Source organism: Streptomyces poriticola (assembly GCF_036689765.1).
Classification (GTDB): Bacteria; Actinomycetota; Actinomycetes; order Streptomycetales; family Streptomycetaceae; genus Streptomyces; species Streptomyces poriticola.
This window is the reverse complement of record NZ_JBAGKH010000002.1, coordinates 322,268-340,992: the sequence shown is the minus strand read 5'-3', so window position 1 is coordinate 340,992 and position 18,725 is coordinate 322,268. Positions and strand designations below refer to the sequence as shown.

Genomic DNA, 18,725 nt, shown 5'->3' with positions numbered 1-18,725 from the left:
TCCAGCCAACCGCCGGGCGGCCCCCGCGCCCATCGCCGAACGGCTCGTCCCCATGCGCGCACGTCTCCGTACACGTCCCTTGCACGCACGTCTACGCTGACGCCATGGACGCACTCGCCGGCCTGCTGGAGGGCCCCCGCGCCCGGGGCGCGTTCATGATCCGCGCCTGTTTCGACCCGCCGTGGGCCGTGCGCGTCGAGGACCGGGCGCCGCTGACGGTGATGCTGGTGGTGCGCGGCGAGGCCCGGGTCGTCCCGGACGAGGGGGAGCCGCTCCTGCTGCGCGCCGGCGACCTCGCCATCGCCCGCGGTCCCGCCCCCTACACCTGCGCCGACGACCCCCGCACCGCACCGCAGGCGCTGATCCTGCCGGGCGGCGAGTGCCGCTACCCCGACGGCCGCTCCCTGGGCGGCTCCATGGACCTGGGGGTACGCACCTGGGGCGACCGCCCCGAGGCCGGCACGGTGCTGCTGATCGGCAGCTATCTGGTGCGCGGCGAGATCGGCGGCCGGCTGCTGGACGCGCTGCCGCCGCTGCTGTCCCTCACCTCCGACGTGTGGGACTGCCCGCTGACCCCGCTGCTGACGACCGAGGTCACCCGGGACGAGCCCGGGCAGGAGGTCGTCCTGGACCGGCTCCTCGACCTGCTGGTGATCGCCGCGCTGCGCGCCTGGTTCGCTCGCCCCGAGGCCGAGGCGCCCGCCTGGTACCGGGCTCTGGGCGACCCGGTCGTGGGCCGCGCCCTGCGCCTGCTCCAGGACGACCCCGCGCACCCGTGGACCGTGGCGTCCCTCGCCGCCGGGGCGGGCGTCTCCCGGGCCGCCCTCGCCCGTCGCTTCACCGCACTGGTGGGCGAATCCCCGATGGCGTACCTGACCGGCTGGCGGCTCGCGCTCGCCGCCGACCGGCTGCGCGACACCGACGACACCCTGGCCGCCATCGCCCGCCAGGTCGGCTACGGCAGTGCGTTCGCCCTGTCCACCGCCTTCAAACGGGCCTACGGCGTCAGCCCCCAGGAGCACCGCACGGCCGCGGCGTAACCTGGCCGTCGTGTACACCGAACGGGGCTCCCGGCTGGCCGGAGCGGTGGTGTGGACGGTGACACCGGAGCCGCCGGCGTCCGGGCCGGGCCGTGTCCTGCCCGACGGCTGCATGGACCTGCTGTGGCACGAGGGCCGGCTGCTGGTCGCGGGCCCCGACACCCGCGCCCACGTCACCGACGGCGATCGCAGCCCCTGGGCAGGCGTCCGCTTCTTCCCCGGCACCGCGCCCACCCTCCTCGGCGTCCCCGCGCACGAGCTGCGCGACCGGCGCGTGCCGCTCACCGATCTGTGGCCGGCGGCGGAGGTACGGCGCCTCACGGCCCGGGTGAACGCGGCGGCCGACCCGGCGGACGGCCTGGAACAGGCGGCGCTGGGCCGGGCCGCCGACGCCGGCCCGCCCGACCCTCTGCTGAGCGGCGTCGTGGCCGCCCTCGAAGCGGGCGGCCCCGTCGCCGAGACCGCCGACGCCCTCGGCATCGGCGCCCGCAGGCTGCACCGCCGCTCGCTGGCCGCCTTCGGCTACGGCCCGAAGACCCTGGCCCGCGTACTGCGCCTGCAGCGCGCGCTCGCCCTGGCCCGCGGCGGTATCCCCCTCGCGGAGACCGCCGCCCGGGCCGGATACGCCGACCAGGCACATCTGACCCGCGAGGTCCGGGAACTGGCGGGCGTACCGCCGACGGAACTGCCGGGCGTCGGCCCCCGGTGACGGCACGCGGCTGCTTCGGGCAGCGGGCCCGGCTACGGGGTCCGGGCGTCCGGCAGCCGGGCGAACAGGTCGACGCCGTTGCCGTCCGGGTCGGCGACGACGGCGTACCGCTGCCCCCAGAAGGCGTCCCACGGCTCGAGCTCGCCGTGGTATCCGGCCCCGACGAGCTCCTCGTACAGCGCGTCCACCTCCTCCGGCGTATCGCACAGCAGGGCGAGCGACGCCCGCCCACCGGGAGCGGACGGCGGCTGCCACCCGGCGTGGAAGGAACGGACCGTCTCCTCGGTGTCGAGCAGCAGCCGGATCCCGCCCGGCAGCTCCGCCTCGGCGTGCGGCTGCTCCTCGGCGCCCTCCGGGAAGGCGAAACCGAGACGGCGGTAGAAGGTCACTGAGGCGGCCATGTCGGAGACGACGAGGCCGATGGCGTTGAATCGTGCGGTCATGGGACCACCGTAGGCCGGGCTCGGCGGAGGCGTCTTGAAGGAATCGGACACCGCGTCCGCAGCTCCCGCCTGACAGGATGGAGCCCATGATTCGTCATGTACGCGCCCATATCGGTACCCGTGCCCGCATGCGCACCCGTGCCCGCGCCCGCGCCCGAGTCCTGCCGGCCCTGCTGCTGGCACCACTGGTCCTCACCGCCTGCGGCACGGAGAAGGCCGCAGAGGGCGACGGCGTCGCTCCGGGCTCCGCCACCGCGGCGGATGCGTCCGCGTCCGCCGAACTGGCCAAGCGCGCCCGGGCCCTGGGCGTGGCCCCGGAACTCGTCTACGTCACCGAGGCCTCCGGCTACACCCTCGCCGAGCAGTCCGTCGGCGTGTCCGGCGACGACGGCTTCTCCGCGGCCTACGTACTGCGCGACAGCGGCGCCCACTTCACGCTCTACGCCGAACGCGGCGAGTTCGACACCGGTACCTGCGAGCAGCAGTGGACGAGCTGCGAACGGGACGGCGACGTCTGGTACCTGACGGGGAAGCAGGAGCACGGGTACGCCCGCCCGGAGAACGGCCACGTCATCAGGGTCAGGGCAGAGAAGGACGCGGTACCGCGCGACGTCCTGCGCAGCGCCGCCGAGGCCGCCCACCGCCCCGACCCCGCCGAGGCGGAATCCGCCCTCCCGCCCGCCGACCCGGCGGCCACCGAACCCCCGGTGGAACGCGGCGACCTGCCCCGCTACGGCGACGGGGCTCCGAACAACGACGTGGGGGTGGGTGGCTGACGGGGCCACGTGATGGCTGTGCCAGCGATCAGTGGCAGTAGCCCTGCTGTCCTTCGTGGAGCGCCTGAATGCCGCTTGCCGGGCCCACTGCCAGAATCTCCCGAAGAAGCGGGACAGCGTTCTCCACAGGAGCGGAGGCGTTGGCCTGCACCGGTACTCCTGCGGCAGCGCGTCGACCGGGTGACGGTCGATCGGGTTTCAGCCCGTTCCCGGATCGTCTCCGTCTGCGGGGCGGCGTCCTCGGGCACGATCGTGCTACGAGGAGGAGGAACCCCATGACTCCACATACGGGCAGGGTGACCTGTGACATCACCGTCTCGGCCGACGGGTACTCGGCCGGGCCCAACGGCTGGTGGGGTGACGACCCGCCGTTCCACGCCCCGGTCTTCGTGCTCGCCCATCACCCCCGCGAGCCGCAGCGGATGGACGGCGGCACCACGTTCCACTTCGTCACCGACGGATGTCCGCGGACCGGCCGTGACCGCCCGTGGAGCATGCACGGGAATTACAGTGCAGGCGGAGGTCGGCTGTGATGTGTGCAGGGCGTGTGCACGTCGGTTGGTGAAGGGCTGGTGGGCGTATGGCGGCGGCGGACCCGAACATGACGGCCGGGCCTGTGGTCGGCACGCCGTACGGGGCGGTACACGGTCGGTACGAGAGCGGGGTCGCCGTGTTCCGGGGGGTTCCGTATGCGGCTCCGCCGTTCGGGGCGCTGCGGTTCCGGCCGCCCGTTCCGCCCGAGCCCTGGCACGGCGTGCGCGATGCCGGTGCCTTCGGGGCGACCGCGCCCAAGCCGCCGTACTCCGAGGCCTTCGCCCAGTATCTGTCCGATCCGTCCGTACCCGGGGACGACTGTCTCAACCTGAACGTCTGGACCCCCGAGCCGGGTCCCGGTGCGCGTCTGCCCGTTCTGGTGTGGCTGCACGGCGGGGCCCTGACCAGGGGATCCTCCGCCGTGCCCGTGTACGACGGGCGCGCCTTCGCCCGGGACGGCGTCGTCTGTGTCTCGGTCAACTACCGGCTCGGGGTCGAGGGCTACGGACTGTTCCCCGACGCCCCGGCCAATCCCGGCCTGCGGGACCAGCTCGCTGCCCTGGAGTGGGTCCGCGCGTCCATCGCCGCGTTCGGCGGTGACCCCGACCGGGTGACCGTCGCGGGGCAGTCGGCCGGGGCCATCAGCGTCGGAGCTCTCCTCGCCGCCCCGGCAGCCCAGGGTCTGTTCCGGCGGGCCGTGCTGCAGAGCGGGCCGCCGGAGGCCGCCGACCGGGACAAGGTGCGGCGCATGGTGCGTCGAATGGCCGGGCGGTTGAAGGTCCCCGCCACCGCCGAGGCCTTCGCCGCCGTCGACCCGGACCTGCTGCTGCGCACCCAGGCCGAGGTCGGCAAGCTCAGCAGTCCCGTCCTCGGCGGGCCCGCCTTCGGTGTCGTCGTCGACGGGGACCTCGTACCTGGTGATCCGCTGGCCGCCGTCGTGGAGGGAGACGCGGGCGCCGGTGTCGATCTGATGATGGGGTGGACCCGCGACGAGTACCGGCTCTGGCTCGTCCCCGGCGGGCTCCTCGAGCGCGTCGACCGGCTCGGCTCCCTCGCCCTGACCGCTGTCCGCGCCCGCTGCCGCTGCGGCCCCGAGGTGACCCGTGGCTACCGTGCCCTGCATCCCGACGCCGGCACCGCCGAGATCGTCGGCCAGCTCGTCACCGACCACCTGCTGCGGATCCCGCTGCACCGCCTGGCCGACGCCCGGCCGGGGTCGTCGTACGTCTACGAGTTCGCCTGGCCGTCGAACAGGCCCGGCCTCGGTGCCTGCCACGCCCTCGAGCTCGGGTTCGTCTTCGACACCGGCGAGGCGCCGGAGTCGCGGATGCTGGCGGGGGAGGGGGCGCCGAAGGAACTGGCCGACGCCATGCACGGCGCATGGGTGCGGTTCGTCTCCGACGGTGATCCCGGGTGGGAGGCGTGGGACGCCACCCATCCGGTGCGCCTCTTCGATGCGGGGGCGCCGCGTACGGTGCGCGGGCCGCGGGACCGGGAGTTGGCCCTGTGGGGGACCGGCTTCAGCCCTTCAGGAACGCGGTCCAGGCTTCCGGTCCGACGGTGATGTGCGGCGCGGTCGGGGTCTTGGAGTCGCGGACGTGGACGGCGGTGGGTTCGGTGGCTACTTCGATGCAGTTGCCGCCCTCGTCGCCGCTGTAGCTCGACCTGAACCACTCAAGCGCGGTGCTGCTCATTGCTCTCCTAGCAGACGGTCCAGCAGATCCCTCGTGTCCTCCGGAGTGAGGGCCTGTGACCGCAGCATCGCACACTTCTGCGCAAGGATCGCCACCTCGTCCGGGTCGGCGATCAGTTGGCTGCCCCGCTGGTTCTCGGTGTAGGCGAGCCGCTGGTGCTCGGGTGTCTCCAACAGGACGAACGGTCCGTTGAGCCCTGCGTGCGTGGCCCTGCCCAGTGGTAGCGCCTGAAGCATGAGGCCGGGCAGTTCGGAGCACTCGCGCAGATGCTGCAACTGCTCTTCCCAAACGCCTTCTCCGCCGATGGGCGCTCGGAGCACTGGTTCCCAGACCACGAAAGAGGTGATCGGCGGCTCCTTGCGATGAAGGATCACCTGCCGTTCGATGCGTGCCGCCACCAACTGCGCAACCCTGTTCTCGTCGTAGACGGGAACCCGACTGCGGAACACCGCCTCCGCATACGCCTCCGTCTGCAACAACCCAGGCAGTACCTGATTCTCGTAGGAGGAGATCACGAGGGCCTCTTGCTCCCGGTCCAGGAACTCCTCCGCCCACAGCGGAACCAGATCCACCTCCGGCATCCGGCTCAACGCCGTCGACAACGCCCCCTTGGTCTCGAGGAGTTCGTCGAGCTGCTGGGCCAGGTCCGGCTTCAGTGGGCGCCTGCCCTGTTCGATGGAGGCGATCTGCTGCTCGCCGACGACGAAGATCTCGCCGAGGGACCTCTGTGTGTGACCGGCGGCCTCGCGGTAGAGGGCGAGCAGCGCGCCCACCATCTTCATAGCCGAGGCGTTCCGGTGCGACCGTGACCGTCGTGACCGTGTCGTGGTGCTCATGCGGTCCAACTCCCCACCCGCGCGCGTACGTTCACTGTCGCGCACCCGTACAGTCCAGGTGTACGGGTGCGCGGACTGTTTCATCATGGCCACGGAGCGTGACTCTCGTCACGTGAACGCGGAAACTCCACCCCGGCCCCGGTGTCCCGTCTCCCGTGAGCGGCTCTTTCGCCGTGAGCGCCGGTCCGTGCCCGCCGCGCGTGCGTTCGCGTGGGTGACGCTGGCGGACTGGGAAGCGTGCGGGCGTGCGGACGACGTCCTGCTGTGTGTCAGCGAGCTGGCGACCAACGCCCTCGTACACGGTGTGCCACCCGGACGCGGGTTCCTGCTGAAGGTGATCGGGTATGGCGACGGTTGCGTACGGATCGAGGTGCACGACAGCGGTGGCGGGGTGCCTGCCGTGCCGTCATCCGCCCCTGGTTCGGAGCCCGGTGAGGGCGGGCGCGGGCTGGTTCTGGTGTCGGAGCTCTCGGACAAGTGGGGAGTGGGGGAGCGGTCTCCCGGCAAGGTGGTGTGGTGCGAGTTCGAAGGCAGGCGGTGGGAAGGCGCCGTGTAGGGTGCTCTCCCCTTGACCGTCCCTTTGCCCCCGTCCCTCTGGTCCTCATGCTGCTCATCTCCGACCTGACCGACGGCCCCGACCCGGTGCTGTGCATCCCGGATCCGTCCGCCGACGCGGCGGCGCGGGCGAGGCACGTGGACGAGGCGGTGCTGTGCGACGCGCGCTGGCGGCTGCCGGAGGACGCCCCCCGGATGCGTGCGGGGCTGGCGGTGCTGCCCGTCGGCCCGTCCGACGCCGGGCCGGTGGGTGTGCGGGCGGCGCTGGGGGAACTGGTCCGCGCGGGCGTGACCGCGGTGGTGGCGTCGGCGCCCAACGGCGGGGTGCACCCGGGGGACACGGCGCACCCGGGGGACCCGGGGGAGGAGCCGGTCCGTGAGCTGTGCGAGGAGGCCGGGCGGGCCGGGGTGCCGGTGCTGCTGCCGACCGGCGATCGGGATCCCGGAGAGACTCTGCACCGGCTGCTGCGGCGGCAGTTGGCGGTCGAGCGGGAGAAGGCGCAGGCCACCGCGCGGGTGCTGACGCTGTCCGCGACATCGCTGGAGCAGGCGGAGGGGCCGGAGCGGCTGCTGCGGGAGGTGGCGGCGCTCACCGGCGGCACGCTGACGCTGGTCGAACCGGGCGATGCCGGGTGGCAGCGGCTGGCGACCGAGCAGCCGCGGGCGCTGGAACAGCTGCGGTGCGGGCGGGTGCGTACGGCCGTGGTGCCCTGCGACGGCCGGGAACTGGTGCTGCACGCGGTCGGCCAGGACCGGCCGCACCGGGTGCTGGCGGCGCTGCGGACCGGCGGCTGGCCGCCGCACCTGCGGCGACTGCTGGCGCAGACGGCCGGTCAGGCCGCGCTGCTGGACCGCTCGGTACGGCACCGTCAGGACCGGGAGGTGCTGCGCGCCGCGCTGTGGGGCGTACGGGTGTCGGTGCTGCAGTACCTGATGCTCGGCAGCTGGGAGGGGGCGGTGCGGCTCGCCGAACCGCTGGCCCGGCTGGGCGGCGCCGCCGAGTCCGGCGGCGGCGGCGAGGTGCTGGGCGCTCGTCGGGCGGTGGTGGCCGTCCTGCAGTGCGCGCCCGGGGAGGACCGTGACGGGGCCACCGCCGCGTGCGAGGCGGCGACCGGTGGCGGGGCGCTGGTGGTGCCGTGCCCGGCCGAGCCACGGCACGTCATAGTCGTGCTCCCGCAGGAGCGGGGCAGCGGCGGGGGAGCCGTGACGCTGCTGCGTCCGCTGGTCGGTCAGGTGCCCGGGCGTCTCGCCGGCGTCTCCGGGCCGCGGCCCTGGTCGCAGACCTCCTCCGCCTACGAGGCCGCCGTACGGGGGCTGACGGCCGCCGGGCACGGTGCGGAGCGGATCGTCCGGGACTTCGGCAGTGCCCCGCTCGTGGCGTCCCTGTCCCCGGGTGCGCGCGGGTGGGCCCGCCGGGTCTGCGCCGGGCTGCGGAAGCTGACGGAGGAGCAGCGGGCGCAGGCCGTACCGACGGCCCGGCGGGCGCTGTCGTACGGCGCGCTGCGCGCCGGGCGGCTGCTCGGGGTCGACCGCACCACCGCGAACAAGCGGCTGCGGCTGGTCCTGGAGGCGATGGGACTCGACCACCGGCAGGTCACGCACCGGGCCGTGGCGGACCTCGCCTTCCAGCTCGCCGACCTGCCGGAGCCGGAACCGGCGGACCACGCTCCGGACACGGCGCCGCGCGGCCTGCGTGCGCTGCTGCGGGAGAGGCCGGTGGTGGAGTGGGCCGCGCGCGAGCTGAGCGCCCTGGACGCCCCCGAGGGCCCCGCGCCGGACGGCGACCCGCTCGGCGACTCGGCGCGTCGGCTCGCGCGCCCCCGGTCCACGGCACTGATGGAACTGGAGGGTGGGAACGTTCCGGCAGAACCCCATGCGGGCGGGGCCGGGGCGGAACTCTCCCACCCATCGGCGTCCGGGGGCGGGGAAGAAGGAGGCGGGGTGGGGGGCCGGCGGATGCTGGCGGTGTGGCTCGGGCACAACTGCCGTGCGGGTGCTACGGCTGCGGCGCTGGGCATCCATCGCAACACCCTGGCGGCTCGGCTGCCCGCGGTCGGCGCTCGGCTGCGGCTGCCGCTGGGGGATCCGGGGGCCGCGCCGTACCAGGTGCTGTGGCTGCTGGTGGCGGCCGGGGAGATCCCGGTCACGGCCGTGCCGGACCCCGTGGCGGCGAGCCGCTGAAACCTCGGGGACGGCGGACAGCGGGCGGCGGGCGGCTGGGTGCAGTGGTGTGGGGCTGCTGAGGTCTTGCGGCGGCGTGCTGGAGAGTCCCATGGCGACGGGCGGTCGAATCCCCCGTCCGGCTGGTGGCTCGGTGGCTGATCTCAGCTGCGTAGGCGCCGCAGTCCCCGGCGGCGGCCCGCTGCCACTTGACGGCGATGGTGATGTGGATGCCGAGGGTGCGGGCGATGTCTGCGGCGGGCAGCTCGGTGGCGAGCTGGAACAGAGCTGTGGAGCTCACCCCACCAGCGCGGCATGGGCGGTGGCCGACCGGTCACAGGCCAGCGCGCTCGGGACCCGGTCAGTTGCTCCTCACCGACATTACGACGCGGCGGCATTCGGCCGCGCGTGCCGGACGGTGGAGCGCTCATCCTTTCCCCACCGACGCCCGCCACCGGGCGTGCTCGGCTGCGAGATCCGGCGGGTTGAGCCGGTTCAGCCACCCGATATCCCGCCCCACGTCGTCGGTGTCGGACACCGCGAACACCACCGCCGCACCGTCTCCGAACGCACCCTCGGCGACCAGTGATTCCAGCGCGGCCACGCACGCCTCGTAGACCTCGGCACGCTGATCGACGCCGGCAAGGGCGCTGTGTCGCAGCCGGGCACACAGGGGCTTGAACAGATCGCCCGCCACGCCTTCCAGCGCCCACTCGCCCGGACTCCAGCGGTAGTACTCGGCATCCTCCGGATCGGCGCCCTGTACCCGGGCCAGATGTGCTCGGGTGTTCGCCGCGCAGCACACGGTCATCGCACTGTCGTCGGAGTAGAGCGCGTAGCCGCGGTAATCGTCGGCAGGCAGACCCGCGAACGCCGTCCGCGCCAGCTTCCGGATCTCCTCCACCAGCTCGTCGGCCATGCGCGGGACCGTAGCAGAACCGCGCCCGTCCACACGGTTCCGTCGGGGTCGGGAAGGTGCCCTACGGTGGCCGAGGGACTGAGCTTGTCATTTAGCGACCGGCGTCGAACGCGACTCGAGCTTGATCGGCGTTTTCGCAGTTCAGAGAGCGGCGGACGGTAGGCTCGTGCTGGCGGTGGATGTCTCGCCGTGGCTGCGACCGGACGCCAACACGCGTGCTGACCGGGCCTTTTGCCACACCTTCGGCCGTGGCGAGGGCAAGCATCAGATGGTGCCCGGCCGTACTCGGTGGTGGCCGCGCTGGAGTCCGGCCGCACGTCTTGGACGGCGGTGCTGGATACTGTCTGGAGCCCGGTGTCGACGTCGCTGCGGTGACCACCATGCAGATCCGTGAGGTCGTCGAGCGGCTTGTCGCGGCCGGCCAGTGGAAGCCGGGCGACCGGGAGATCCTGGTCGTGCTGGACGCCGGGTACGACGCCCCGCGCATCGCCCACCTGCTGGACGGCCTGCCCGTCGAGATCCTCGGCCGGCTCCGTTCAGACCGGGTCATGCGGCGTCCGACACCCTCCCGCGAAGAGTTCCATCTGGCCAACCCCAAGGGCGGCCGGCCGCCCAGGCGCGGCGGCGAGTTCGTTTTCGGCGACCCCACAACGACCCGCTGCCCATCATCGAGGGCACCGTCATCCGCCTGGTCGTGGAGAAGCTGCCCAGCGGCGGAGTCAACAAGCCGGTCTGGCTGTGGTGGTCGCGCACCGGCGCCACCAAAGTGCACGTCGACCGCTGTCGGCAGTCTTGCCTCCGCCGCTTCGACATCGAGCACGCATTCCGCCTGTTCAAGCAGACCCTTGGCTGGACCAAGCCCCGCCTCCGCAGCTTCGAAGCGGCCGACCGGTGGACCTGGCTCGTTATCGCCGCCTATGCCCAGTTCCGGCTCGCCCGACCGCTGGCCGCTGACCTCCGCAGGCCCTGGGAGCAGCCGACCGAGGCGAACAATCTCACGCCCTCCCGCGTCCGGCGGGGGTTCTGGAACCTGCGCACGAAGACCGGCTCCCCAGCCGGTGCACCGAAACCCTCTCGTCCCGGACCCGGACGACCTCCGGGCTCGAAAAGCCGTCAGCTGGCCACCCGCCATGAAGTGGGGAGAGTTCTCGCGACCGGCGAGGCACACACCCGTCTGGCCCATCACGAGCGATGCGGCGTGACAGCCAGAAGCAGGAGGGAAGGGATTTGTTCACGTTCCTTGTGCTGGGCCTTGTGCCGGTCGCCCTCGCCATCGTCCTGGCTGTCATCGGGGTGCACGCTCTGCTGCTCGGCCGTATGCCCGGTCGATGGCTCCAGCAGCGAGTACGGCAACCCAGATTCTGGAGAGCAGGAGCGATCCTGATACTGATCAGCTGGAACTTGCGCTCCCCATCGCGATCGGACATGCATTGAAGTCCCCGCGATGACGCAGGGCGACCCTTGAGGTTGAACGTCAAGCTGAGCGCCTGACTGTAAACCGGTGACCGTGTGGGCGATCAGCGTGCTGCCTGGCAGACGGGAGGTCTGGGAGTGCCGCTGGCGCTGGCCCGCTGTACGGTCGGGCGGATGCGCGGCCGTCGAGACGGGAGCCGAAGTGGAATCGGATCATGTTCCTGATTGGTTCTGGGAAGTCCTGGAGGCGACACGACCGCGTCTGTCTGCCCTGGAGTCGTGGCTGGTGTCACAGCGCCGGGAAGTTCTCGAGGACTTCGCGCTCGCCTACCTGAATGCGGCAGAGGCACTGGTCGACTTCTCGGAAGGCGTGAGCGTCGACGGAGACATCTGGTCCGAGGACAGCACCGAGGACTTGTGCATGTGGGTGGTCGGGCAGGGCCGCGGGCTCTGGCAACTGGTGACGGCAAGGGAACTCGGCCTGGAAGAGGTCGCGCAGGCGTATCTCGGCCGCACGCCTCTGCTCCCCGACGGGGCGGCTTCCTGGGACGGGGTCGTCACGGACTCCCGGCACAGGGGCTATCAGTCCCCCGGGACCATCGTCTACGGCGTCTACCGGGCACGTTTCGCCGAAGAGCTGTCGGAACGGCTTCCGGACGCCTGACGATGCCGTCAGCCGACTGCGGTAACGCAACAGGGCTCCCGGCGGATGCAGCGGTTGTCGAATCCAGCCCCGCCGCCGGGAGCCCTGCATGTCGTTCTACGCCGCCTGAGCATCGGATGCCGACTCCGCTACGGAAGCATGTTGTTGCGTGGCCCGCCGGTTCGGTCAGGGTGCCACCACCCGACGCCGCCGGCAGCGGGTCGTGTCCCGCGACGCGGTGTAGGGGATCAAGCGCTTCGCGTTCCGGTACGAGGCCCGTGGCGACCTCCGTGTAGGCGTCAGCCCGCGAAGCGTCCCGCTGAGGGGGGTTGAGCCCCCGACTCGACGGGGTCACCGCTCCCGACCTGCGGATTCCGGTGCCTTGATCCCCTACACCACGTGGCGGGACGCCATCCGGCAGCGGTACCCGTCGGACATGAATGCGCCGAGTGGGCACTCACCGAACCGCTGGTTCCGCTCGCGGCCTGGCGCTGGGGCAAGGGCGGCCGCCCGGAGAAGTACTGCCGCCGCGTGATCGTCGACGCCATCCGGTACGTCGTGGACAACGGATGTAAGCGGCGTGCCCTGCCTGCGGATTTTCCGCCGTATCGCACGGTGTACGCCTTCTTCGTCCGCTGGGAGCGCGGGCAGTTCCTCGACGACCTGCACAACGCACCCCGCGACCGACTGCGCGAACGCGCCGGGCGGGATGCCGAGCCGAGCGCGGCGATCGCCGACTCCCAGTCGCTGCGGGCCGCCGAGACGGTCGGCATGGCCGGCCGGGGCTGGGACGCGGGTAAGAAAGTGAACGCCCGTTGTCTTGAGCCTGCCCGATGACCGTTCGTCTGAGCTGGGGCGATGCGATGCGGACAGTGTCTTCGACGCAGCAGAGCACGCCCGTGGTCGGGGTCGTGAAGTTGAGCCTCTTGGCGTGTCGCCGGGTACGAGTGCGGGATGGCGGCAGTGGGCGACGATGCTGCCAGCTGCGTCCCTGTCAGTCCCGGATGCGAGGATCCTCGTATGGTGATGTGCGACTATTTCTCGGCCTCCGATGACGACACGGCTGTCGGTGTTCTTGACCAGCCGGGTGGTCCGGACACTGCGAGATTCGATGTGGTGTCGCTCAAGGGCATCGATCCGGTCGTTGTGATGGCTCAGCTCGAATCGATTTTGACCGGCTGCACGTATGACGAAGCATCCGAGCGTCCCCGCTCTGGACAACTGCTCTCCTCCCCCGAAGCCGAGAGCGCCTTCATCGTCAGTGTGTCCGACACCCTGCAGGAGACGCTGGCCTCGGCAACGCATGCCTCCCTGGCCAGGGCCGCCGGGCCGTGGTCCGAGAGCGATGAGCTTCGGCAGTACGGCATCACTGCCGAAGCCGCGGTCGGGGTGTTGGACCTTCTTTCGGGCCTGGCCAGTCGCGCACGCGCGGCAGGATGTCGCCTGTATTGCTGGTGGGCCCTTTGATGTGTGGTGGTGCGGGAACTCCTTGAGGTTCAGCAAGGGCCGGTCTCTGCGTTCGTCGCCGTCTCATGGACACCTCGGATAGTGGCAGTTCGGTGCTCGCCCAACGCCAGGGCCAGTTCCTCTCTCGAGCCGCGGAAAGAGGCCGGTGACGGGCGCGAAGTCTCTCGATCTCGGCCTTCAGGTCCGGCTGGTTGGAGAGCCAGGACCGGGAGACGCCCGCTTCGCGGGCGACGGTCGAAGGTGATCGCGGTGCCGGTGAGCTCCGGCAGAACTCGGGCCCAGTGAGGGAAGACCGGGCAGGTCAGGCAGGCGTTGGCGTGCGGGCAGGTCTTCTGAACGGGCAGCCCGCAGCAGCCGTTGGGCAGGGTCTGGGTAGCAATGCCGTAGCGGGTCAAGACCGCCACCGCCCCGTTCCGGGCCGGCGGTGGAAGCCGAAGCCAAGCCACGAAGGAGGCCCACCGCCTCCAGATCGACCGTTGTCCGCTCCAGGGCACGGCCGTCGAGGTAGTACCACCAGTCCTTCAGGTCGTGGGCGTACGCCTTGACGGTGTTCGGCGACCGCTCGATCGCCGCGAGGTAGGACAGGAACGACTCCACCGGATCGACCGGCCGCAGATCGTCCCCCAGCAGCGTCCACGACTCTGTCGTCGACCCGGGCGTCAGCATCCTCGGTACGCGCATCGCGCCTCCGGATCATCCGTGCCGGACGGCGGCAGACAACCGCATCCACCACGGGAGTCGGGGACATTCAGCGCACGTCACGCACATGAAGGACACGCCAGTGCAGGCTCAGGACAACGGCAGCAAGCGGCACATCGCGGTGGACACCCTCGGCCTGCTGCTGATCGTCCTGGTCACCGCCGCGAACGTGCAGGACCGCGACGGAGGACGTCCGCTCCTGAGGCGCCCGACAGTCCAGAGCGTCTGCCGTTGCGTGACCGGTTCACAACCAAACACAGAGTGCCGTGGCAGCCACTGTGTCGATCTCGGCCTGGTGGATCCGGTCGCGCACCGCCTGACCGCCTGTCACCTCGGTCTCGGGGAACCCGGGCCGCGCGTGACGGCCCCGGATCAGGACATCACGGGAAGACCGGCGCGCTCGGCGGCGAACTCCGCCCGGACCTGTTCCAGCAGGCGGCCCATCCGGTTGCGCGCGCCGAAGAACGCCGACCCGGCACCCCGGTAGACGATGCGGCCGTCGCCGGTGGCCAGCAGCGCTGCCAGCAGCTGAGGGTGCTGCCGGAACTTCGCCCGGTGCAGGGCCGCCATCACCGCTTCCCGGCCCACCGCCCAACCGTCCCGCAGCGAGGCCTTCACCGCGATCTGCCGGGCCTCGTACGGACTCGCCGCCGCCAGGACGGCGTCGTGGGTGGCGGGGTCGCGCACGGCCAGCGCCCAGTACGCGTGCTCGACGGTCGGATACCGCCGGCCGGCATACTCCACCGGCGCCGGATACTCGGCCCGCAACACGTGCCGGCTGGGCGGCTCGGGCCACCGCATCATCCTCATATCGAGCTCGACGGTCTGGTCCCCCGGCGTCTCCGGCCCGTCCGCGTGCGCCCGTTCCCGTGCCTGCGCAGCCCTCCGCTCCTGTTCGGCGAAGTACTGCAGCGCATCGTGGTGATCCTCGGCCGTGACCGGTTCGTCGTCATCGATCAGGGGCTCGCCGACCGCAGTCGCCAGTACCCGGTACGGCCAGTCCTTGACATCCATGTCACCGAGGTGGACCCGCTCATGCGACGGCACGGCGAGGTACGCCGCCCGCAGTGCGGCCCGGTTGGCCTCGGTCGGCTCCCGCCGCACCCTGTCCACCGCCTCGTGGCACTGGCGCGCAGCGGTCGGCCGGCCGGCGAGCCTCTCGATCTCGTTGGCGACCTCCGCGAGCAGGTCCTCACCGGAGAACCAGGTCCGGGCCTCTGCGAACCGCCACGAGGCCAGGCTGTGCGCCCAGCCGCGGGCACCGTCGCTCGGCGCGACGGTGATCCAGCCGGACTCGAGCTTCTCGCGCAGCTCGTCGAGGGTGAGCGCCTCCAAACCGCACTGGATCACCCCGTCCGCGTACACGACCAGGTCGGTGAGGTGGTAGGTTCCGCCGTTGTCGATGAACACGTGCCGCCACGTGCCGTCGATCCGTTCCTCGCCCACGATCCGGTATGCACGCCGCCCTGTCACGCGACCAGTATGGCCCACCCCACCCCACCGGGCCGGCCTCACCAGGAGCCGGGACGACGGAACAGCCCCGGCGCAAGGGAATGATCTCCAGACGTGGGTGCGGCCCGGGGAACGCAGTCCTGTGACGCTTCGACGAGTGGAAACGGAGTGGGAGTTCACGGTGGCAGAGGTCTGGGTGCGCAGCGGAATGGACCCGGACGACCCGGAAGCGGTCGTGGTCGCTGTTGTCGTGGATCCGGAGGGTTCACCGGAGGAACGCGCCGTCTTCGAGCTCGGCAACTACGGGCACGAGATGGCGAACTGTTTCGGTCTCCTCCGAACGGACGGCTGGGCCGAGCGGCGACTGGACGGTGAGGTGCTGACCGTCGACATCGTGGCCTACCCGTTCAAGGGGCTGGAGATTGACGCAGGCGCGTACTTCGAACGTTCGCTCGTCGATCCGGAGGCGGTCCGGCTGCTGCGGGTGAGTACCCGTGTCGCCCGGCGTCGGTACGAACGGGCACTCGACTGGACGGCCGTGGTGACGGCTCCCTCCGGCACGTCGGACAAGCAGATTGTGGCCGGCCTCCAGTCCGGGGAGCTGTGGCCGCTGATCCTGGACACGCCGCCTTCTGCGGTGCTTCTGTGCCTGTGGTCGGCCATGCCGGAGCGCGGCCCCGAAGGGCGTGGCTGTCGGCCCCGTCGCCTTGCGTACGGGCCGGGATGCCACCCGGCACCCGCCGTCCGGGGTACCGCGGACCGTGCGATGCTTCCTCGATGGACCACGAGCTTCGCACAGCCCTCGTCCGGATGCTGCTGGACGCGGACACCACGACGGACGCAGGGGAGCTCACCCGGGAGTTCATGCGCACGTTCCTGCTCGTCGGGTCCCACACCCCCGACAACCTCAACTGCGCCCGGAACATCGAGTACGCCGCGGAACTCCCCGGGAACGGCCTCGGTGACGGCCGGTCGCGGTCCGGCCTGACGATCAAGGGCACCGACGTTTCCCTGAGCGATGTGGCGTGGGAGATCGAGTCCACGCCGCTGCCGAGGGAGAGCTTCCCCGGGCTGACCGTGAAGCAGTGGGAGGCGGCGACCCGCCTGATCACCGTGCTGGTGTGCGCCCTGGAACGCGAAACAGAGCCCCCTGCCTCCTCCTGAGCGGGAGTGGGCCTGATGCCCGGCCCGAGCGCTGCGGCTGGTCCGTCGACAGCCCGGCGATCCGCACGCCCTGCCATGCCGGTCGATCGTCGGCTGCGGCAACGAGGAGACGTGCGGCCGACCGGGGCCGCAGAGGACTGTCGCATCCCGTCCGGTGAAGAGCTCTCGCCGTCAGCACCTGGGAGACGAGCGGGAGCCGGACCTTCTACGGCGTCGATGGTGCTGTGCAGGGCGGCGCGGGACCGGTCGTCGATGCGTCCGACGTCGTCCTCGGCACGGTTGGAGACGACGGTGTCGTCCTGGTCGGCGAGGCGGTGCGGAGCCGGAAGCGCCGCTGCGGCGGCGAGGCCCGATCCCGGACGCCGGTATCGCCGCAGAGCCCCAACCACCCCAGACCCGCCCGAGGGCGCCTTGACGAAAGTCGTAGAGGGCACCCCCCGGGCCGCAGTCCAGTCCCCCGCGCCTCACATGCACAGCCCTCCGCCTCGGATGCACGAGGCGCCGCCACCGTCGGCGTGCCTACTCTCCCCGTGTTCGACCGCGCCGCGGGGAACGGGCCGGTCCAACGGGGGAGCGGCCCGTCCCTGCCGGTCCGAGGCGCGCGGAAGCCCGGTGCCGAACGGTCACCGTTCACCGTCGACCGGCGTGCGCCGAGCCCGGACCGCGGTCAGCCCGACCCGAGTCACACCGCACCGTGGTGCCAGGACCACCGCACCCTCGTGCGGAGAAAGAGGAGTGATTCCGTGCGCACCTTCCTGCGCCGCACCGCCGTCACCGCCACCTGCCTGGGCACGGTGGTCGGCGGACTGGTCGCCACGGCCACCCCGGCCGCGGCGGCGTCCTGCAACAAGACCACCAAGTACGTCGACGACCGCGGCTACACCGGCCCGTGGCCGGACGACTGGAAGCTGACGGCGAAGATGTGCTCCTACCGGTCCGGCGGCTACCTCTACAGCTACGCCAAGCTGTCGTGGGACATGCCCGCCCACGGAGGCGCGCCCCACCTGTTCTTCGACGCGGCCAAGTTCCGCGTGTACCTCAAGAAGAGCGTCGCCGGTGCTCCGGACCCGATCCGCAAGCGCCGGGACTTCGGCATCGAGAGCCGGCTGGAGTCCGGGGACGGCTCCTACACCACCCCGACCATCCGGCACCGCATCTCCCGCTGGGCGCTCGGCGACGGTGCCTGGAAGCTCAACTGGAACAACGACGGCGACGGTTACGTGCACTACGGGGTCCGCGCGTCGCCCCGGGTGTGATCCCGCCCCGCCGGGGCCGGTCCGGGACCGGTTCAGGACCGGTTCAGGACCGGTTCTGGACCGGGCCGGTCCGGGCGAGGTCCCGGATCGTGTCCGGCCCCACCCGGCAGCAGCCGCCGACCAGCCGGGCCCCGGCCGACCGCCAGCCCCGTACACGCTCGGCGGTGAAGGCGGAACGTCCCCGCCAGGTCCGGCTCCCGGCGTCCCAGGTCTCGCCGCTGTTGGGGTAGACGACGAGCGGCTTGTCCGTCACCCGGGCCGCTGCGGACAGGGCGGCGTCCACGTCGTCCGGCGCGCAGCAGTTCACGCCGACGGCGATCACCTCGTCGGCCGCCGCGGCCAGGGCGAAGGCGTCCTCCAGGGGCTGTCCGGCGCGGGTGCGGTCCCCGGCGACCGTGTAGGTCAGCCACGCCGGGACGCCGAGCCCGCGGACCGCCCGGAGCAGGGCCGCCGCCTCGTCGGTGTCGGGGACCGTCTCCAGGGCCAGCACATCGGGGCGGGCCGCGGCCAGCACCTCCAGGCGGGGGCGGTGGAAGCGCTCCAGCTCGGCCACCGTGAGCCCGTACCGCCCCCGGTACTCGGAGCCGTCGGCGAGCATCGCCCCGTACGGGCCCGCCGACGCCGCCACCCACAGCGGACGTTCCGCCCGGGCCTGCCGGGCTGCCTCACGGGCCAGTTCCACACTGAGCGCCAGCAGTGCCGCCGTCCGGGCCCGGTCGACGCCGCGGTCGGCGAAGCCCTCGAACGTGGCCTGGTAGCTCGCCGTGATCGCCACGTCCGCGCCCGCCTCGTAGTAGGCGAGGTGGGCGGCGGTGATCGCCTCCGGGCGGTCGGCGAGCAGCCGCGCCGACCACAGCGTGTCCCCCAGGTCGTGACCGGCCGCCTCCAGCTGGTTGGACATGCCGCCGTCCAGGACGAGCGGCGGGCCTGCGGCCAGGGCGTCGGCGAAGTCGCTGGTCATGGAC

The 18,725-nt window shown here is 72.0% G+C and carries 21 protein-coding genes and 2 pseudogenes; 14 read left to right on the top strand and 9 right to left on the bottom strand.

What is annotated here, in order from left to right:
* Positions 1-104 precede the first annotated feature (104 nt).
* A complete protein-coding gene (locus V5O46_RS04210) occupies positions 105-1,040 on the top strand; it encodes an AraC family transcriptional regulator (protein WP_332883024.1) in 936 nt (311 codons plus the stop codon).
* A gap of 10 nt (positions 1,041-1,050) precedes the next feature.
* Positions 1,051-1,749 carry a helix-turn-helix transcriptional regulator gene (locus V5O46_RS04205; protein WP_332883023.1) on the top strand — a complete coding sequence of 233 codons (699 nt, stop codon included), beginning with the start codon at positions 1,051-1,053 and terminating at the stop codon, positions 1,747-1,749.
* Positions 1,750-1,781: 32 nt separating this feature from the next.
* On the opposite strand, the gene V5O46_RS04200 is transcribed toward V5O46_RS04205, so the two are convergent.
* Positions 1,782-2,192 carry a VOC family protein gene (locus V5O46_RS04200; RefSeq protein WP_332883022.1) on the bottom strand — a complete coding sequence of 137 codons (411 nt, stop codon included), beginning with the start codon at positions 2,190-2,192 and terminating at the stop codon, positions 1,782-1,784.
* Positions 2,193-2,320: 128 nt separating this feature from the next.
* Here V5O46_RS04200 and V5O46_RS04195 point away from each other — a divergent pair, with 128 nt between their 5' ends.
* The 3 genes from V5O46_RS04195 to V5O46_RS04185 all read left to right on the top strand — a co-directional run bounded on the left by V5O46_RS04195 (position 2,321) and on the right by V5O46_RS04185 (position 5,066).
* Positions 2,321-2,968, top strand: a complete 648-nt coding sequence (locus V5O46_RS04195) for a hypothetical protein (protein WP_332883203.1) — start codon at positions 2,321-2,323, stop codon at positions 2,966-2,968.
* A gap of 275 nt (positions 2,969-3,243) precedes the next feature.
* On the top strand, positions 3,244-3,501 hold the full coding sequence (locus V5O46_RS04190; protein WP_332883218.1) for a hypothetical protein: 258 nt from the start codon (positions 3,244-3,246) through the stop codon (positions 3,499-3,501).
* A gap of 68 nt (positions 3,502-3,569) precedes the next feature.
* Entirely contained in the window at positions 3,570-5,066 is a 1,497-nt protein-coding gene (locus tag V5O46_RS04185; RefSeq protein WP_332883021.1) for a carboxylesterase/lipase family protein, read from the top strand.
* Here the strand turns inward: V5O46_RS04185 and V5O46_RS04180 are convergent.
* Together V5O46_RS04180 and V5O46_RS04175 are read right to left on the bottom strand one after the other, a co-directional pair.
* Positions 5,023-5,196: a DUF397 domain-containing protein gene (locus V5O46_RS04180; RefSeq protein ID WP_332883020.1), complete on the bottom strand. Its 174-nt coding sequence runs from the start codon at positions 5,194-5,196 to the stop codon at positions 5,023-5,025. The genes V5O46_RS04185 and V5O46_RS04180 overlap by 44 nt on opposite strands.
* Positions 5,193-6,032 (bottom strand): helix-turn-helix domain-containing protein, encoded by an 840-nt coding sequence (locus tag V5O46_RS04175; protein ID WP_408648881.1) that lies wholly within the window; start codon positions 6,030-6,032, stop codon positions 5,193-5,195. The genes V5O46_RS04180 and V5O46_RS04175 overlap by 4 nt, the downstream gene beginning before the upstream one ends.
* An 85-nt stretch (positions 6,033-6,117) precedes the next feature.
* Between V5O46_RS04175 and V5O46_RS04170 the strand changes: the two genes are divergently transcribed.
* Both V5O46_RS04170 and V5O46_RS04165 read left to right on the top strand, forming a co-directional pair.
* Positions 6,118-6,588, top strand: coding sequence for an ATP-binding protein (locus tag V5O46_RS04170; protein ID WP_332883018.1), 471 nt, complete (start codon positions 6,118-6,120; stop codon positions 6,586-6,588).
* A gap of 47 nt (positions 6,589-6,635) precedes the next feature.
* On the top strand, positions 6,636-8,768 hold the full coding sequence (locus V5O46_RS04165; protein ID WP_332883017.1) for a helix-turn-helix domain-containing protein: 2,133 nt from the start codon (positions 6,636-6,638) through the stop codon (positions 8,766-8,768).
* Here the strand turns inward: V5O46_RS04165 and V5O46_RS04160 are convergent.
* Positions 8,731-9,048 (bottom strand): hypothetical protein, encoded by a 318-nt coding sequence (locus V5O46_RS04160; RefSeq protein WP_332883016.1) that lies wholly within the window; start codon positions 9,046-9,048, stop codon positions 8,731-8,733. The two genes, V5O46_RS04165 and V5O46_RS04160, sit on opposite strands and share 38 nt — an antisense overlap.
* Before the next feature lie 126 nt (positions 9,049-9,174).
* Positions 9,175-9,666, bottom strand: coding sequence for a DUF4303 domain-containing protein (locus tag V5O46_RS04155; RefSeq protein WP_332883015.1), 492 nt, complete (start codon positions 9,664-9,666; stop codon positions 9,175-9,177).
* Between the two features lie 166 nt (positions 9,667-9,832).
* Between V5O46_RS04155 and V5O46_RS04150 the strand changes: the two are divergent.
* Positions 9,833-10,868, top strand: a pseudogene (locus tag V5O46_RS04150) (transposase).
* Here V5O46_RS04150 and V5O46_RS04145 read toward each other — a convergent pair.
* Positions 10,849-11,019, bottom strand: a complete 171-nt coding sequence (locus V5O46_RS04145) for a hypothetical protein (RefSeq protein WP_332883217.1) — start codon at positions 11,017-11,019, stop codon at positions 10,849-10,851. The pseudogene V5O46_RS04150 and the gene V5O46_RS04145 overlap by 20 nt on opposite strands.
* 148 nt (positions 11,020-11,167) lie before the next feature.
* On the opposite strand from V5O46_RS04145, the gene V5O46_RS04140 reads away from it, so the two are divergent.
* The 3 genes from V5O46_RS04140 (at position 11,168) to V5O46_RS04130 (ending at position 13,189) form a co-directional block, all read left to right on the top strand.
* Entirely contained in the window at positions 11,168-11,743 is a 576-nt protein-coding gene (locus V5O46_RS04140; RefSeq protein ID WP_332883014.1) for a hypothetical protein, read from the top strand.
* A 378-nt stretch (positions 11,744-12,121) separates the two neighbouring features.
* Positions 12,122-12,559, top strand: coding sequence for a transposase (locus V5O46_RS04135; RefSeq protein ID WP_332883013.1), 438 nt, complete (start codon positions 12,122-12,124; stop codon positions 12,557-12,559).
* Between the two features lie 183 nt (positions 12,560-12,742).
* Positions 12,743-13,189, top strand: a complete 447-nt coding sequence (locus tag V5O46_RS04130; RefSeq protein ID WP_332883012.1) for a hypothetical protein — start codon at positions 12,743-12,745, stop codon at positions 13,187-13,189.
* 177 nt (positions 13,190-13,366) lie between these two features.
* Here V5O46_RS04130 and V5O46_RS04125 read toward each other — a convergent pair whose 3' ends face one another.
* Positions 13,367-13,870: a site-specific integrase gene (locus V5O46_RS04125; protein WP_332883011.1), complete on the bottom strand. Its 504-nt coding sequence runs from the start codon at positions 13,868-13,870 to the stop codon at positions 13,367-13,369.
* Between the two features lie 118 nt (positions 13,871-13,988).
* On the opposite strand from V5O46_RS04125, the pseudogene V5O46_RS04120 reads away from it, so the two are divergent.
* Positions 13,989-14,093: pseudogene (locus tag V5O46_RS04120) on the top strand (transposase); the annotation flags it as partial.
* Between the two features lie 167 nt (positions 14,094-14,260).
* Here the strand turns inward: V5O46_RS04120 and V5O46_RS04115 are convergent.
* The gene (locus V5O46_RS04115) at positions 14,261-15,361 is read right to left on the bottom strand and encodes an NADAR family protein (RefSeq protein ID WP_332883010.1); all 1,101 of its coding nucleotides are present in this window, start codon (positions 15,359-15,361) and stop codon (positions 14,261-14,263) included.
* Between the two features lie 756 nt (positions 15,362-16,117).
* Here V5O46_RS04115 and V5O46_RS04110 point away from each other — a divergent pair.
* Together V5O46_RS04110 and V5O46_RS04105 are read left to right on the top strand one after the other, a co-directional pair.
* Positions 16,118-16,504 (top strand): hypothetical protein, encoded by a 387-nt coding sequence (locus tag V5O46_RS04110; protein ID WP_332883009.1) that lies wholly within the window; start codon positions 16,118-16,120, stop codon positions 16,502-16,504.
* Between the two features lie 743 nt (positions 16,505-17,247).
* Positions 17,248-17,760, top strand: coding sequence for a hypothetical protein (locus V5O46_RS04105; RefSeq protein WP_332883008.1), 513 nt, complete (start codon positions 17,248-17,250; stop codon positions 17,758-17,760).
* Between the two features lie 43 nt (positions 17,761-17,803).
* Here the strand turns inward: V5O46_RS04105 and mmuM are convergent, their stop codons facing one another.
* The gene (gene mmuM / locus V5O46_RS04100; RefSeq protein ID WP_332883007.1) at positions 17,804-18,721 is read right to left on the bottom strand and encodes a homocysteine S-methyltransferase; all 918 of its coding nucleotides are present in this window, start codon (positions 18,719-18,721) and stop codon (positions 17,804-17,806) included.
* Positions 18,722-18,725: the final 4 nt, after the last annotated feature.

Coding starts and splice junctions, on each gene's coding strand:
- V5O46_RS04210 (WP_332883024.1), top strand. CDS start 105: ATGGACGCACTCGCCGGCCTGCTGGAGGGCCCCCGCGCCCGGGGCGCG.
- V5O46_RS04200 (WP_332883022.1), bottom strand. CDS start 2,192: ATGACCGCACGATTCAACGCCATCGGCCTCGTCGTCTCCGACATGGCC.
- V5O46_RS04195 (WP_332883203.1), top strand. CDS start 2,321: ATGCGCACCCGTGCCCGCGCCCGCGCCCGAGTCCTGCCGGCCCTGCTG.
- V5O46_RS04190 (WP_332883218.1), top strand. CDS start 3,244: ATGACTCCACATACGGGCAGGGTGACCTGTGACATCACCGTCTCGGCC.
- V5O46_RS04185 (WP_332883021.1), top strand. CDS start 3,570: ATGACGGCCGGGCCTGTGGTCGGCACGCCGTACGGGGCGGTACACGGT.
- V5O46_RS04180 (WP_332883020.1), bottom strand. CDS start 5,196: ATGAGCAGCACCGCGCTTGAGTGGTTCAGGTCGAGCTACAGCGGCGAC.
- V5O46_RS04175 (WP_408648881.1), bottom strand. CDS start 6,032: ATGAGCACCACGACACGGTCACGACGGTCACGGTCGCACCGGAACGCC.
- V5O46_RS04170 (WP_332883018.1), top strand. CDS start 6,118: ATGGCCACGGAGCGTGACTCTCGTCACGTGAACGCGGAAACTCCACCC.
- V5O46_RS04165 (WP_332883017.1), top strand. CDS start 6,636: ATGCTGCTCATCTCCGACCTGACCGACGGCCCCGACCCGGTGCTGTGC.
- V5O46_RS04155 (WP_332883015.1), bottom strand. CDS start 9,666: ATGGCCGACGAGCTGGTGGAGGAGATCCGGAAGCTGGCGCGGACGGCG.
- V5O46_RS04130 (WP_332883012.1), top strand. CDS start 12,743: ATGGTGATGTGCGACTATTTCTCGGCCTCCGATGACGACACGGCTGTC.
- V5O46_RS04125 (WP_332883011.1), bottom strand. CDS start 13,870: ATGCGCGTACCGAGGATGCTGACGCCCGGGTCGACGACAGAGTCGTGG.
- V5O46_RS04110 (WP_332883009.1), top strand. CDS start 16,118: ATGGACCACGAGCTTCGCACAGCCCTCGTCCGGATGCTGCTGGACGCG.
- mmuM (WP_332883007.1), bottom strand. CDS start 18,721: ATGACCAGCGACTTCGCCGACGCCCTGGCCGCAGGCCCGCCGCTCGTC.